This is a genomic window from Lentilitoribacter sp. EG35, from assembly GCF_040784015.1.
GTDB lineage: Bacteria > Pseudomonadota > Alphaproteobacteria > Rhizobiales > Rhizobiaceae > Lentilitoribacter.
Window position 1 is genome coordinate 134,128 of the sequence record NZ_JBFNGQ010000005.1, and the last position, 13,779, is coordinate 147,906.

Genomic DNA, 13,779 nt, shown 5'->3' on the forward strand with positions numbered 1-13,779 from the left:
ATGAAAAAGTTCCTAACACTTGCTACAGTAACATTGCTAACTGCAACTGGCGCGAATGCGGCAGAATTCGTTGAAATCGACACAAATGCTGATGGATATCTTTCATTTGAGGAAGTTGTTGCAGCAATGCCTGACATGACAGAAGATGCATTCAAAGCAGTAGATATCAATCTCGATGCGCAAATCGATGCAGACGAGTTTGCTGCTGCTGAACTTTAAAAAGTAGAGTTTGTCCCCCCAAGACTTCTACTGGAGAGTGGCTTTGTGCCGCTCTCCAAATTCTGTTTAGAGAGTGACTTCAATCTTTAGTCCATCGTAACACGGGGCAATGTGTTCAGGTGTCGATGACATGACATAGTCATAGTCTAGCGCCGTGTGCATATGCGTTATATATGCTTGTTTTGCGCCAAGTTTTTTTACCCATTCTGTTGCTTGATCGAACGAAAAGTGACTAAAATGTGGTTTTGGTAAAGTCGCATCAATAATGATTGTGTCTAACCCTAGCAGCTTTTCCATGCTTTCTTCTGGAAACTGACTCACATCACTGCAGTACGCAAAATTCCCAATTCTAAAACCCAATGAGTGAATGGGACCGTGGATAAGGTCAATTGGCATAAGTGGTATAATTCCACCCTCGCCGTCGATCTCAATTGATGTGTTCATGTCTTTGATCAAGTTATGCTCGATGACCGGTGGATATTCACTTCCTTTAGGAGTCTTAAAGCAATACTCGAATGAATCTTCCAAAGTCTCGAGTGTCACTTTATCAGAGTAGATCTGTACGCGTTTTCGGTGCGCCATTGCAAAAGCGCGTAAATCGCCAATACCGTGGATGTGATCGGCATGTCCGTGTGTATAAATAACTGCATCAATATATCTGACGCGAGCTGAGATCATTTGCTCTCTAAAATCAGGACCGGTATCTACAACAACTGTTGTTTTCTCTCCCATAGGACCGAATTGTTCGATCAATAAGCTCGCACGTCTGCGTCTGTTTCGAGGATTATTAGGATCACATGCACCCCAATCACCGTCCGAGCGCGGTACCCCATGGGACGAACCACAACCCAATATAGTAAATATGCGACTTGTCGGTTTGATGGTCATTAGAACGTCATTTTCGTAAATAATCTTCGACAGTTTTCCGTCGTCTTTAACCATAACTCATCTTCGTCAAGACCTACAGTTTCTGCCAGAACACGAGCGGTATGAACGACATAAGATGGTTCATTTCGTTTGCCGCGAAATGGCATCGGCGCAAGATATGGCGCATCAGTTTCCACAAGCAAACGATCATGGGGAACAGATTTTGCAATCTCGCGTAATTCATCAGATTTTTTGAATGTTAAGATACCGGAAAAAGAAACATAGCCTCCAAGTTGAACTCCTGTTTTGGCAAGTTCTGCCCCGGAGGAAAAGCAATGTAAAATAAAAGGAAAATCGCCCTTTGTAACTTCATCTTCCAAAATCTCTGTCATATGCGCATCAGCATTACGTGCATGAATAACAAGCGGTAAGCCTGTTTGTCGTGCCGCCCAGATATGAGTGCGCATAACTTTTTCTTGCACCGCGGGTGGTGCATTATCATAATAATAGTCTAGACCCGCCTCACCTATTGCCACGCATTTCGGGTGTTTGGAGAGTTCTAGGAGTTCATTAAGTTCGATATCCGGTTCTTCGCCTGCATTAAGCGGATGTGTGCCAACAGAACAAAAGACGTTATCGTATTTTTCTGCAACAGCTTTTACTTGATCAAACTTCCGCACGCGGGTGCAAATTGTTACCATCCTGCCAACACCAGCTTGCTGTGCTCGTGTGACAAGCTCATCACGATCTTCGTCAAACTGCTCGAAGTCAAGATGGCAGTGACTGTCGATCAAAAGTTTGGTTCCCTCGATTAGTGGTCGTTCTGCTGGCACGTTACTACTCAACTTCTTGTTCAACATAACGAGGGAAAATACCTGATGGTTTAGGAAGATCAGTACCTGATTTTAGCCGTCCGGTTTTACCCAACTGTGCAAAACTACGCTCATCTTCTGCTATCAACAAAAGGTCAAGCAGTTTAGCGGATGAATCGGGCATAATGGCCTGACATAGAATACCAACTTGCCGGATGACCTCTGCCGTTACGTAAAGTACTGTTCCCATACGTTCCGGATCAGTTTTCTTTAAGGCCCAAGGCTCTTGACCTGCGAAATATTTATTAGTTTCAGAAACAGTTGCAAATACCGCGCTAACATATTGATGCACAGCTTGCTTATTCATTGCATCACGTGCCCCGGTAAGCAGATTATCAGCTTGGGTTAAAATCTCCTTATCTTCGGCGCTTAGTTCACCACAAGTAGGAACTTTAGCCTCACAATTTTTATGTATCATAGAAAGCGAACGCTGGGCTAAGTTTCCCAAATCATTAGCTAAATCAGAGTTTATTCGGCCGACGATTGCATCGTGGCTATAGTTGCCATCATTGCCAAATGGCACCTCGCGCATAAAGAAAAAGCGAACCTGATCAAGACCATAATGATCAACCATAGATATCGGATCAATGACATTTCCGAGTGATTTTGACATTTTTTCTCCTTTGTTAAAGAGAAAACCATGAGCAAAAACACGTTTTGGTAAGTCGATACCCGCAGACATCAAAAATGCCGGCCAGTAAATTGCATGAAATCGAATGATATCTTTGCCAATTATATGTGCAGCAGCAGGCCAAAATTTCCAATTTCCAGCATTTTCATCCGGAAAACCGAGCGCTGTAATGTAGTTGGTTAGTGCATCCACCCAAACGTACATTACGTGCTTTTCATTGCCAGGAACTTGCACGCCCCAATCAAATGTAGTGCGCGAGATTGAAAGATCTCTCAGGCCAGATTTTACGAAAGACATAACTTCATTACGACGAGAATTAGGCCCTATGAAATCGGTATTATCTTCATAATGTTTTAGAAGAATATCCTGGTACTTGGATAAGCGGAAAAAATAACTTTCCTCTTCTACCCATTCGACCTCAGTTCCCTGTGGTCCGTAACGTTTTCCGTCTTCACGAACATCTGTTTCATCTTCTTGATAATAAGCTTCATCGCGGACAGAGTACCAACCCGAATAACTATCTAGATAGATATCACCGTTGGCTTCCATACGGCGCCAGATTTCTTGGCTTGCTTTATGGTGGCGTTCTTCACTAGTCTGAATGAAATCGTCATTTGATGCATTCAAAACCTCTGCCATGTTGATAAATTGAGCAGAGTTTTCTGCAGCGAGTTCAGCGGCAGTAACCCCCATTTTTTGTGCTGTTTGCAGCATCTTTTGGCCGTGAACGTCTGTGCCAGTTAGAAAGTAAACTTGTTTACCATCTAAGCGTTGAAACCTTGCCATGACGTCGGTCGCAATCAACTCATAGGCATGGCCGATATGCGGCGCACCGTTAGGGTAGGAAATTGCAGTCGTGATATAATATCTATTTTGATCAGTCATGATGTCACATATTTTGAATTGAAATGATGTTTGCGTCTTAAGTGAAAATTTGAGAAATAGCTATGTTTTTTCTCAAATTCCCATCATAGAGAATAGAGTTAAAATCGTCTGTTTGCGATCAAGATTATAGATGTCAGACTCAGTTTTATGATTGTTCAACTTCTCGGATAATTCCGCAAGTTCAGCCGCCTTGCTAATCTGGCCTGCATTCGCAGCCGTTTTAGCCTGCTCCATTGTATGCGTGATCATATGATCAACAAGGAAGTGATAGCTGGTTTCCTGATCTTTTTTTGCCAGACTTTCCGCTAGTTTGTGTAGCGTTTTACGATCTGCCTGACTATCCTGATCGATAATATCATTAAAATGTCCGATGAGCTCGGCTCCACCATAATTTAGAATTGTCAAAGCTCTGGAAACCGACCCCTCTGACAGTTTTAGTAGTTGGCGTATGCTTGCGTTATCAAGGCCGTTTACAACATCTAGATGATTTAATGCAGACACCATGTCTTGATCATTTAATGACTTTATATGAAGAGAAAGACATCTTGAGCGAATGGTAGGTAACAATCTTCCTGGTGAATTTGATAAAACCAAAAAAAGCGCTCGTTTTGGTGGCTCCTCAAGAATCTTTAAAATTGCATTCGCAGCGGATCTATTCAGGTCATCGGCTGTATCAATAATGGCAATTCGCCAATTATTAGAACCGGATGTCTGTGCGAAAAATTTACCTGTTCTTCTGATATCATCCACGCTGATTGAAGATTTCGTTTTGCCTGTTTTTGCGTCCACTTCACATTTGATGTGCATAAGATTATGCGATGCTTCACCAGCAACCTGACGAAAAATGGGGTTCTCAGGATCTGGGTCTGATATCTGATCCGGAGCTTGATCTGTATCGGGGTTGTTTAGGATATGATTGGCAAGGCGAAAAGCAAATGTGGCTTTACCGATGCCTTGTTCACCTTCTAGCAAAATTGCATGGTGGATCCGCCCGGATTTAAATGCAGAGGCAAGAAAATTCTCATTTTCCTTGTGGCCAAATAATTTTGTGTTTTCTGCAGGCGGTATAGCACCCTCTAGCTCAAGACTCATGAGACCTTATTCTTAGAGAAACGTTTTCCTCTAGCTTTCTTCGGCAAGATGGCAGGCAAAGCGAGCTCCACAGTTTCAAAAACGTCTTGAAATATGGCGTTAACATCCCGATCGCCATCAATTATGCGACATCGGACAGGGTCTTCTTTTGCAAGATCTAAGAAACCTTCGCGCCGCATCTCGTGTGTTGCCATTTCTTCGCGTTCAAAGCGATCAAGTGTACCGCCTGTTCCGCTTCGTTCTTTAGCTCGTCGCATTCCGACTTCAGCAGGAACATCAATAATCAATGTCATGTCCGGATACATATTGTTAACAGCAACACGTTCCAGACTTTCCAAAAGATTTGCCTCAATATTTCCCGTAACACCTTGGTATATTCGCGTTGAATCCGCAAAACGATCACATAAAACAACCCTGCCGGCTTTTACAGCTGGCCGAATAACTTCCTCCACATGGTCGCTTCGCGCCGCCGCAAACAGAAAAGCCTCCATGCGCACGCCAAATTCTTCCGCTGCGCCAGATAGCAACACATGTCTTGCAGCTTCCGCACCAACCGAGCCACCTGGCTCGCGTGTTACAACAACGTCATGACCGATTTTCTTCAGCTTTTCAGCCAGAAGTTTGATCTGAGTGGATTTCCCTGCCCCTTCCCCTCCTTCGAAGGTTATGAAGCGACCTCTTTTTAAATTCACGTTACTGCCTACAATCAATTGCGCGCTAGACTCATTGTCTATCCGTCTAATTTATAACAAAGCATTAGGCAATAGAACCTGAAACCGCAAATTTGATGGATTGTCAGAGGTTTATCACAACCAAAATAGTAAAAGCTCTTTAAAGGCGTCCCATGCACGGTCATGAAACTCGCCTTTCTCCATGTCACTCTTAGCGAAAACTGGCGCGGTACGTGATAATGTCTCGCCAACCCATATACGAACCTCACCCACTTCATCACCGGCTTTCACAGGCGCTGCAAGTGGCCATTTATAAGCAACACGGGCTTTCAACCGTTCAGTGTTATTAGCCGGAAGCAGAATATCGACGTCCTGTCCTGCGATTAGGTCAATTTCTCCTGCTCCGCCATAAACACTGGCAGTTCCGAGATTTTCACCTTTCTTAAAAAGTAGTTTGGATTTGAAGTTTTCTAATGCCCAAAGCAAAATGCGTCTTGTCTCTTCTTGCCGCTGTTTCTTGGTTGCTAAACCACTCATAGCCAAAAACAATCGCTGGCCATTTTGCTCAATAGATGATGCAATCGCGTAGCCAGATTCCTCGGTAAAACCGGTTTTAAGACCATCTACACCAATGCCAGCAGTTAACAATGGCGCACGATTGAGCTGTCTAATCTTGTTCCAAGTAAATTCAGTTTCTGAGTAATATTTGTAATATTCAGGATATGTGTCAAAGATATGCTTTGATAGGGTTACAAGATCGCGCATTGTCACCCGTGCTTTTTCATCCGGCAGGCCAGTCGAATTGGCAAATACGGATGATTTCATCCCGATTTCACCAGCGCGTGCCGTCATATGGCTAGCAAATGTTGCCTCATCTCCCGCCATGCCTTCCGCTAGGATAATACAAGAATCGTTACCAGAATGAACAATCGCTCCACGAATAAGGTCTTCAACTCGAATTTCAGATTTAAGCGCTGCAAACATTGTCGATGTGCGTGAAGGTGCTCCGCCTGTTCGCCATGCATTTTCAGATACTTTAAATGTATCTTCTAAGCTTAACTCACCTTTTTGTAATGCATTAAATACCATCTCCATAGTCATAATTTTTGCCAATGAGGCCGGAGGTATTTGTTCATCTTCGTTTTTGGCGAAGAGAACTGTGCCTGTCCTTGCATCAATTAAATATGCTTGTTTAGCCTTGGTTTGAAATTCCTGCGCAGATAATTGCGGGCAAAACACAACTGGAATTGCAAGTAGTGCAAGAACAAAAAAACTCAATTTGAGGTGAGTGCGCATCAATCACGTTGCCTAAAGGTGAAACAAAACAATATACAATTGTTTTGATGATAAACCATATTAGCTAATGATTGAAGTTATTGTATCGTTTTTCTCAAGTGATATTTTTTTAACAAATCCACAGTCAGCTTTGGCTTCACGACAGCCGTTTGCGGTTCGGCCTCTAACGCAGATGCCAGAACTGTTGGTTTCGCTGCTTTAACAGTCTTTGAAACTGTCTCTTTAGTTATAGTATTTGTTTTGGCTGGTTTGGGAATAGTTCCTGTTACTTCAGCAGAGGGTACATAAACATTTTTGCCACCCACCAAGGTCAAAAGGTCACGATGTGGAGGTTTTGCAGGCTTGGCAGCTTTGGCTGTTTTAAATACTTCAAACGGAGCTTTTACTGCATTTACAGCCAATTGGGTGCCTTGAGCAAAGATGCCTGGACTTCCATTTTCTGAGTATGATGCAACCAAATATTGCATATCCTGACCATGTAAAGGTGCTCTTCCTATATACTGAACGCGAACATCGGCAACGCCTTTTTGCTTCGTGCCAAGCATGTCGGCGGCTTTGCTGGAAAGGTCGATGATACGTTTGTGCGCAAAAGGACCACGATCATTGACGCGGACAACAACAGATTTACCAGTTTCCTGATTTGTTACACGAGCATAACTTGGCAACGGAAATGTGGGGTGTGCAGCTGATAAATGGTATTGATCATAAATCTCACCATTGGCTGTTAATCGACCATGAAAATTGGGACCGTACCACGATGCTAATCCAGTGCGATCATAGCCAGGCTCTTCTTTTGGGTGATACCATTTACCGCGAACTTTGTATGGTTTGCCAACGACAGCACGACCACCGCCTTTTTTAACATTTTTAGAAACTGTCAGACGTGGACTGGCAGCCACACCATAAGATTTTGATGAAAACTTGGTTTTATTGTTTATACTTGCGGTGTTTGTCCCAACTTTTAGCGCATCACCAGTAGAACTACAGCCAGCGAGCGCAGCAGCTAAAACAAAACCGCAGCAGATTTTTGTCAGGAACCCCAGTGAAGGCTTGCCAGCGCGAAGGTTTGTTATTTTAAAACGAAGGTCCAATATATTTAACTCTTAATTTCATCTATGTCGAATTGTGGTCATTAAAGGCCACTATATGGCAAAAATACGATCTAATCCTTTAATCATGCCGAATCTGCTCAACATGTCGCACATTTGTTGTTTCATAGTTGATAAAGCCTTAAAACAGCAATATCTACTGTGTGAATGATATCTGCATAAATATAATTCACCAGCAAGTCACTTTGAATTACGTTTTATTATTAAAAACTGCAATATTTTTCAAGAAACTGAAAAACACGTCTTGCATTCAGTCTCAGTTTGTTACAAAAGACGCTCACCGGAGAGGTGGCTGAGTGGTCGAAAGCACTGGTCTTGAAAACCAGCGAGCGTGTAAGCGTTCCGTGGGTTCGAATCCCACCCTCTCCGCCATTATTCTCATACTACGACTATGCTTTTGAAATTTGCTCAAACCCCAAGATAGTTTGTACTCAAGTTTCACGTCTATTTTATTTTAGCAAATACTCATTATGAGCGATGTTAGTTGTGCTGTTTGAAGTATCCGATATTCAATTTAAAACAGATCCTTATCACTTTATGGCAAGGGTAATTGTAAGCCCGATACCGTCATTGACTTGACTGAGCGCTGGTCCAAGATCGATTTTTGCGAATGCCTGTTTCGAACCCAACGTTCCATATTCTGCAACGCTCATAAATGTCTGTTATGCATCTTTTGTTAATCGAATGATGATTTCGGGGATGTCAGTGACTTTAACATAGTTAGTGTGCGCCAATTCACCCCATCGATATTTGGGACTATATATGCATTAATAGGGGCGATAAAAAGCGGAGCGAAAAAATGGAAAGAGATCTGCAATTTGAAGTTCTTGTTGTTGGCGGCGGGTTAGCTGGTTTGAGCGCAGCAATTGCAGCGCATCTTGCTGGTTTTAAAACTGCTGTGATCGCTAAGAAATCGGATACTGATGATGAGCGCACAACAGCTCTTTTTATGCCGTCGATTGATTTTCTGGACAAAATAGGCATCTGGCAGCAGATAGAGACAAAGACAGAGGCGCTTCAAACCATGCGCATTTTGGATGGTACAAAACGCATTATTCGCTCGCCGCCCGCTTCATTCCACGCCAATGAAATTGAACTGGATCAATTTGGTTTTAATATCCCAAATCAAGTATTATTGGATGCGTTATTTGCTAAACTGGACGAGCTCAAAATCACTCGTTTTGATGAGTTTGCTACTGATTACGTTGATAAAGATGATATTGCTACAGTTAGTCTGACAAATGGTGACGTGCTAAAAGCCGGGCATGTCATCGCCGCTGATGGCCGACGTTCTCTTATCCGTGAAAAAGTTGGTATTAAGCATAGAGCTTGGCAATATCATCAAAAAGCCATTGTGCTTTCATTTAAACACAGCCTGTCTCACCAAAATATTTCGACTGAGTTTCACACCGAAAAAGGTCCGTTCACACAGGTTCCATTGCCTGGCAAGCGTTCTAGCCTAGTCTGGGCAATCAAACCTGAAGAAGAGGCTGAAATTCTCGGTCGGCCTTTAGACGAGCTTAACCAAATGGTTGAGCAAAACTTACACTCCACTCTTGGTGCCGTCGAGATAGATACAACACCACAATGTTATCCGCTTTCTAGCCTGCTGGCAAACAAATTTGGCCGAGGCCGTGTAATGCTTGTTGGAGAAGCTGGTCATGCATTTCCGCCGATCGGCGCGCAAGGTTTGAATTTGGGTTTACGGGATGTAATAACAGCAATCGAATGTATTTCAGTTAATGATACGGAACATAGTGCAGGCGTTGGCGAAGCCTATCATCGTGCGCGACAACTGGATGTAATTACACGGACATTTGGCATCGATATGTTCAACCGCACGCTTTTAACCTCATTTTTACCCGTTCAACTCGTCCGAAGTGGTGTAATTTCGGCTGCAAGCAATGTGTCGTTTCTTAAACAACTAGTCATGAGACAGGGCGCTCAGGTAAAAAAACATACAGATAAGATTGCAAGTTAGAAAGTGTTGTTCAGATTGGCATCACGGAAATAAATCAAACGGGATAGTTTGTGACTTGAATAGCCAAAGCCAGGTCGAAACCGTTAAAATTGAACAAATAGTGGTTATTAGAACACACGCTGAGGCGCGCTCTGTCCATTGGTCATATTGCTGGCCGATTACAAAAACATTGGTTGCTGTTGGCAATGATGCCAGCAATACAGCGACTTGAACCCATATAGGGTCAAAATCCCCGACAAAACTTAGCGCAACATAAGTAAGAGCTGGATAGATAGCGAGCTTGATTGGCGTAATATAGAATATCTCAATTGGTATTCGCTTTATGGCGCGCAATGCGAGCGTAACACCCATTGCAAAAAGAGCACACGGTGCCGCAGCTTGCGCCAGAAGGTCTATAATATTATCGGCCGCATCTGGCAGATCTATTTTATATATCGCTGCGATAACGCCGATAAATGACGCGATTATAAATGGATGAAGGATAATGTTCTTGATAACTTTCTTTGCTAGGTCTCCGTAATTTGCCTGATCGTCACCGCCACGAAATGCCATGAGAAGTGGTGCGACTGTAAAGTGCAAAATGTTCTCAATACAGAATATCAAGGCGACGGGTATCGCCGCCACTTCTCCAAACGCGAGAAGCGCCATTCCAGGGCCCATATATCCAATATTGCCATATGCCGCCGCCAAACCTTGAATGGTTGAATCGCCAATATTGTTACGTCTTATGACCCAGCCTACAAGAAAGATCAGGTAGAAAATAAAAAACGTAACTAGGGTTGTGGTTGTCAAAAAATCTACACGCTTGAATTGTTCAACCGGTGTGTTAGAAAGCAATTTATAGAACAGTGCAGGTAGAGATACATAAATAATGAAAATGTTAAGCCAACCCATAGCACCATCAGGTTGCTCCGTGAATTTTGCGACAACAAATCCTAAAATAATAAGACCAAAAAATGGTAAGACGAGTGATATAATTTCAGACATTAACTGGTCTAATTCTCAAATATAATCGAAGAAACATAGCAATGTTTAGTTTCATCAAATTGTTTAAAGTAATAGATGAGTAACGGCGTAATGAAGGATTGTCGATGGAAAAATCTCACGCGAAGTTTAATCTCGGGCAAATTGTTCGACACAGGCTGTTTGATTTCCGCGGCGTGATATTTGATGTTGATCCGGTTTTTAACAATACCGAGGAATGGCTTGCTGCTATTCCCGAGGATATTCGCCCGCACCGCGAACAACCATTTTATCATTTATTCGCCGAAAATAGCGAAATCGAATATGTTGCTTATGTTTCAGAGCAAAACCTATTAGCTGATGATAGCGATGTTCCGCTTCGGCATCCAGATATTGGAAAATTCTTTAAAGAATCTCAAAAAGGTCAGTACGAGCCTATTGGAAATCAAACACACTAATAAAAAACCCGAGCAAATGCCCGGGTTGATTGTTTGATATTGAATGTTTTATTCGGTCTTTTTGGCTGCATCTTGAGCTGCTTGAAGTTTCGCACGAGATTCTTCAAGTTTTTTGCGAATCTCATCTTCACGCGCTTTTGCCTTTTCATCGCGTTCAGCAAGGCCGAGAGCTTCGCCATCAAATGCCTGAGTAAACCCAGCAAGTGAAATTCGGATAGGATTTGCAGCACGTTGTGCATTTACCGATGTAAAGACTGCCTCACTACCCTTCTTAAAATTCGCAACAACAGCATCTGTCATAGGAATTTGCGCTATACATTTATCTGGAAGGCAGACTGCATAGGGTATTTTAGTTTGTTTTCCGCCATCAACCTGCAATGAAATTCCAGGGGGAATAAAACGAGCAATTGGAACAGTGACCTGGAGAAGTTTTTGATTGACCTTGCCGGAAACATCCACAAGTCCAACAGCGGTAATTAATTGACCAGATTGTGCAGTAACAATGTTCTGTACGACGCAGATATCATTGTCAGCTTGTTTGCTGCACTCTTTATACCAACCATCAATTGGTGCTTGTGATTGCTGAGCATAGGTGCCTGTGACACCTGCAGTAATCACACCTACAAAAATAGTTGCGGTTTTTATTGATTTATTGAACAATTTGAACATTGCTTGAAACGCCTTGTAGATCTTAAATTCTGTTCCGTATTAGAATTATGTTGTTACATATTCCAATGCTGCCCAGTCTTCTGCCCATGAATTAAGGCAGTAAAATGACTCTCAGCTTCATCTAACGCGAGACGCCATCAATATCCAGAGGGTAAAGTAGTTTTTTTTGCCATTTTGACACCTGTTAGGTCTCGATGGCATGTTAGTTTATAAGAATCATTGAGTATCTGGGAGTTTGGTATGATCAAATCATTGTTTTCGACGTGCATCTTTGCGCTTGCGCTTACAGCCAACACAACATTGGCAGAACCCTTGCACGGCATCTCGATGCATGGAGAACCTGCCCTACCCGCTGATTATAAACATTTTCCCTATGCAAATCCTGATGCTCCCAAAGGGGGAAAGATCTCATATGGCGTTGTCGGTACATTTGATAGTTTGAATCCTTTTATACTGAAAAGCATGCGCACAGCCGCACGCGGGATAATCGACCCAGAATTTGGACACCTTTATTATGATACTTTGATGCAACGCTCTCGCGATGAAGCATTTACAATGTACGGCCTTCTTGCAGAAACCGTCGAATGGGACGACGAGCGAACTTTTCTTCAATTTAATTTAAATCCCAAAGCGCGCTGGCATGATGGAAAACCTGTTACAGCAGATGATGTCATATTCACTTTCGAAACGATGACGGAAAAAGGGCGTCCACCCTATAGTCGTCGTTTGGCGCGCGTTGAGCGTATGGAGAAGGTTTCCGATCTCAGCGTAAAATTTATCTTCAATGAAAAATCAAACCGTGAATTTCCGCTAATATTGGGGCTCATGCCGATTATCCCCAAGCATGATACCGACGCAGCCAATTTTGATAGTATTACAATGGACATTCCTGTTGGCTCTGGCCCCTATAAGGTTAAAGAAATTCGCCCAGGCGAACGAATTACTTATGAGCGTGACCCCAATTATTGGGCAAAAGACATTCCATCCAAAGTTGGGTTCGATAATTATGATGAAATTCGCGTCGAATATTTCTTATCGCAAACAGCGCAGTTTGAAGCATTTAAAAAAGGCCTATTTGACGTTTACCCAGAAGGTAATCCAACTCATTGGCAAACGGCTTATAACTTTTCCGCAGTTAACGATGGTGAAATTATAAAGCAAACTTTTAAGAAGCAGCGACCATCAGGCATGTATGGATTTGTCTTCAATACTCGTCGCGACATTTTTAAAGATATTAAAGTGCGCAAAGCACTCTCTTTGATGTTCGATTTTGAATGGATCAACAAAAATCTTTATGGCGGAGTTTACACACGGACGCAAAGTTTCTGGCAAGGGTCAGACTTATCCAGCTACCAAAACCCAGCAAACGACATTGAGAAGGCACTGTTAGCGCCCTTCCCTGATGCCGTCTCTCAAGACATTATGGATGGCACATATCAATTACCTGTCACGGATGCATCTGGTCGTGATCGTAAATTGCTGCGCCAAGCTTTGGGCCTATTTCAGGAAGCGGGTTATAAAATTGATGGTGGCAAGCTTATTGGCACCGATGGCAAACAGCTTACATTCGAAGTGATGCCTCAAAACGAGGATCAGGAAAAGCTAGCTCTGGCCTACCAGCGTTCGCTTAAGGCTCTTGGCATCGAGATGTCGGTAAGAACAGTGGATGATGCGCAATATCAAAAACGTTCGCAAACATATGATTTTGATATGATTATAAAAGCCTTTACATCCTCATTTTCGCCCGGTGGAGAGCAAGTTTGGCGTTGGAGTTCCCGTGCGGTCGAGCCAGAAGGCACATTTAATTTCGCTGGTGTTGCAAGCCCCGCTGTTGACGCAATGATCGATGCGCTTGTGAATGCGCGGACAACAGAAGATTTCCAAGCTGCAGTGCGCGCTTATGATCGTACCCTGCTTTCAGGACATTATATTATTCCAGCTTACCATCTGGGTGAGACATGGGTTGCTCATCGAGATTACATCAAATTTCCTGAAGGTAAGCAGCCGATTTATGGCTATCAGTTACCTGTTTGGTGGGATGGACGCGCAGAATAAAATTTAAAGGA

Annotated in this window: 14 protein-coding genes and 1 tRNA gene; 5 read left to right on the forward strand and 10 right to left on the reverse strand. The window is 42.9% G+C overall.

Features of this window, described 5'->3' with window-relative positions; all coding sequences use genetic code 11:
- Nucleotides 1-219, forward strand: a complete 219-nt coding sequence (locus tag AB2J24_RS10760) for a hypothetical protein (protein ID WP_162653929.1) — start codon at nucleotides 1-3, stop codon at nucleotides 217-219.
- Between the two features lie 66 nt (nucleotides 220-285).
- Here the strand turns inward: AB2J24_RS10760 and AB2J24_RS10765 are convergent, their stop codons facing one another.
- The 7 genes from AB2J24_RS10765 to AB2J24_RS10795 all read right to left on the reverse strand — a co-directional run bounded on the left by AB2J24_RS10765 (nucleotide 286) and on the right by AB2J24_RS10795 (nucleotide 7,576).
- Complete coding sequence (locus tag AB2J24_RS10765; protein ID WP_367385551.1) at nucleotides 286-1,107, reverse strand: MBL fold metallo-hydrolase; 822 nt, start codon at nucleotides 1,105-1,107, stop codon at nucleotides 286-288.
- A complete protein-coding gene (locus AB2J24_RS10770; protein WP_367385484.1) occupies nucleotides 1,107-1,931 on the reverse strand; it encodes a TatD family hydrolase in 825 nt (274 codons plus the stop codon). Before AB2J24_RS10770 ends, AB2J24_RS10765 begins: the two co-directional genes overlap by 1 nt.
- Nucleotides 1,924-3,477 (reverse strand): methionine--tRNA ligase, encoded by a 1,554-nt coding sequence (gene metG, locus AB2J24_RS10775; protein WP_367385552.1) that lies wholly within the window; start codon nucleotides 3,475-3,477, stop codon nucleotides 1,924-1,926. The genes AB2J24_RS10770 and metG overlap by 8 nt, the downstream gene beginning before the upstream one ends.
- Nucleotides 3,478-3,546: 69 nt before the next feature.
- Nucleotides 3,547-4,566 carry a DNA polymerase III subunit delta' gene (locus AB2J24_RS10780; protein WP_162653932.1) on the reverse strand — a complete coding sequence of 340 codons (1,020 nt, stop codon included), beginning with the start codon at nucleotides 4,564-4,566 and terminating at the stop codon, nucleotides 3,547-3,549.
- Nucleotides 4,563-5,258, reverse strand: coding sequence for a dTMP kinase (gene tmk, locus AB2J24_RS10785; RefSeq protein ID WP_162653933.1), 696 nt, complete (start codon nucleotides 5,256-5,258; stop codon nucleotides 4,563-4,565). Before tmk ends, AB2J24_RS10780 begins: the two co-directional genes overlap by 4 nt.
- 114 nt (nucleotides 5,259-5,372) lie before the next feature.
- Nucleotides 5,373-6,533, reverse strand: coding sequence for a D-alanyl-D-alanine carboxypeptidase family protein (locus AB2J24_RS10790; RefSeq protein WP_367385485.1), 1,161 nt, complete (start codon nucleotides 6,531-6,533; stop codon nucleotides 5,373-5,375).
- 77 nt (nucleotides 6,534-6,610) lie between these two features.
- Nucleotides 6,611-7,576, reverse strand: a complete 966-nt coding sequence (locus AB2J24_RS10795) for a septal ring lytic transglycosylase RlpA family protein (protein WP_162654433.1) — start codon at nucleotides 7,574-7,576, stop codon at nucleotides 6,611-6,613.
- Nucleotides 7,577-7,924: 348 nt separating this feature from the next.
- On the opposite strand from AB2J24_RS10795, the gene AB2J24_RS10800 reads away from it, so the two are divergent.
- Nucleotides 7,925-8,014: transfer RNA gene (locus AB2J24_RS10800), tRNA-Ser, on the forward strand.
- A gap of 158 nt (nucleotides 8,015-8,172) precedes the next feature.
- Here the strand turns inward: AB2J24_RS10800 and AB2J24_RS10805 are convergent.
- On the reverse strand, nucleotides 8,173-8,295 hold the full coding sequence (locus AB2J24_RS10805) for a hypothetical protein (protein ID WP_367385486.1): 123 nt from the start codon (nucleotides 8,293-8,295) through the stop codon (nucleotides 8,173-8,175).
- A gap of 146 nt (nucleotides 8,296-8,441) precedes the next feature.
- On the opposite strand from AB2J24_RS10805, the gene AB2J24_RS10810 reads away from it, so the two are divergent.
- Nucleotides 8,442-9,623 carry a UbiH/UbiF family hydroxylase gene (locus AB2J24_RS10810; protein WP_367385487.1) on the forward strand — a complete coding sequence of 394 codons (1,182 nt, stop codon included), beginning with the start codon at nucleotides 8,442-8,444 and terminating at the stop codon, nucleotides 9,621-9,623.
- Nucleotides 9,624-9,644: 21 nt separating this feature from the next.
- On the opposite strand, the gene AB2J24_RS10815 is transcribed toward AB2J24_RS10810, so the two are convergent.
- Nucleotides 9,645-10,610 carry an AEC family transporter gene (locus tag AB2J24_RS10815; RefSeq protein ID WP_367385488.1) on the reverse strand — a complete coding sequence of 322 codons (966 nt, stop codon included), beginning with the start codon at nucleotides 10,608-10,610 and terminating at the stop codon, nucleotides 9,645-9,647.
- A 104-nt stretch (nucleotides 10,611-10,714) separates the two neighbouring features.
- On the opposite strand from AB2J24_RS10815, the gene hspQ reads away from it, so the two are divergent.
- The gene (gene hspQ / locus AB2J24_RS10820) at nucleotides 10,715-11,044 is read left to right on the forward strand and encodes a heat shock protein HspQ (protein WP_162653938.1); all 330 of its coding nucleotides are present in this window, start codon (nucleotides 10,715-10,717) and stop codon (nucleotides 11,042-11,044) included.
- A gap of 48 nt (nucleotides 11,045-11,092) precedes the next feature.
- Here hspQ and AB2J24_RS10825 read toward each other — a convergent pair whose 3' ends face one another.
- A complete protein-coding gene (locus tag AB2J24_RS10825) occupies nucleotides 11,093-11,713 on the reverse strand; it encodes an invasion associated locus B family protein (protein ID WP_162653939.1) in 621 nt (206 codons plus the stop codon).
- 240 nt (nucleotides 11,714-11,953) lie between these two features.
- Here AB2J24_RS10825 and AB2J24_RS10830 point away from each other — a divergent pair, with 240 nt between their 5' ends.
- Nucleotides 11,954-13,768, forward strand: coding sequence for an extracellular solute-binding protein (locus tag AB2J24_RS10830; RefSeq protein ID WP_367385489.1), 1,815 nt, complete (start codon nucleotides 11,954-11,956; stop codon nucleotides 13,766-13,768).
- The last annotated feature ends 11 nt before the right edge of the window (nucleotides 13,769-13,779 follow it).

What these genes read in the sequence shown, in the direction of transcription:
- AB2J24_RS10760 (WP_162653929.1), top strand. Translation starts at nt 1, where the DNA reads ATGAAAAAGTTCCTAACACTTGCTACAGTAACATTGCTAACTGCAACT.
- AB2J24_RS10810 (WP_367385487.1), top strand. Translation starts at nt 8,442, where the DNA reads ATGGAAAGAGATCTGCAATTTGAAGTTCTTGTTGTTGGCGGCGGGTTA.
- AB2J24_RS10825 (WP_162653939.1), bottom strand. Translation starts at nt 11,713, where the DNA reads ATGTTCAAATTGTTCAATAAATCAATAAAAACCGCAACTATTTTTGTA.
- AB2J24_RS10815 (WP_367385488.1), bottom strand. Translation starts at nt 10,610, where the DNA reads ATGTCTGAAATTATATCACTCGTCTTACCATTTTTTGGTCTTATTATT.
- AB2J24_RS10790 (WP_367385485.1), bottom strand. Translation starts at nt 6,533, where the DNA reads ATGCGCACTCACCTCAAATTGAGTTTTTTTGTTCTTGCACTACTTGCA.
- AB2J24_RS10780 (WP_162653932.1), bottom strand. Translation starts at nt 4,566, where the DNA reads ATGAGTCTTGAGCTAGAGGGTGCTATACCGCCTGCAGAAAACACAAAA.
- hspQ (WP_162653938.1), top strand. Translation starts at nt 10,715, where the DNA reads ATGGAAAAATCTCACGCGAAGTTTAATCTCGGGCAAATTGTTCGACAC.
- AB2J24_RS10805 (WP_367385486.1), bottom strand. Translation starts at nt 8,295, where the DNA reads ATGAGCGTTGCAGAATATGGAACGTTGGGTTCGAAACAGGCATTCGCA.
- AB2J24_RS10830 (WP_367385489.1), top strand. Translation starts at nt 11,954, where the DNA reads ATGATCAAATCATTGTTTTCGACGTGCATCTTTGCGCTTGCGCTTACA.
- AB2J24_RS10765 (WP_367385551.1), bottom strand. Translation starts at nt 1,107, where the DNA reads ATGACCATCAAACCGACAAGTCGCATATTTACTATATTGGGTTGTGGT.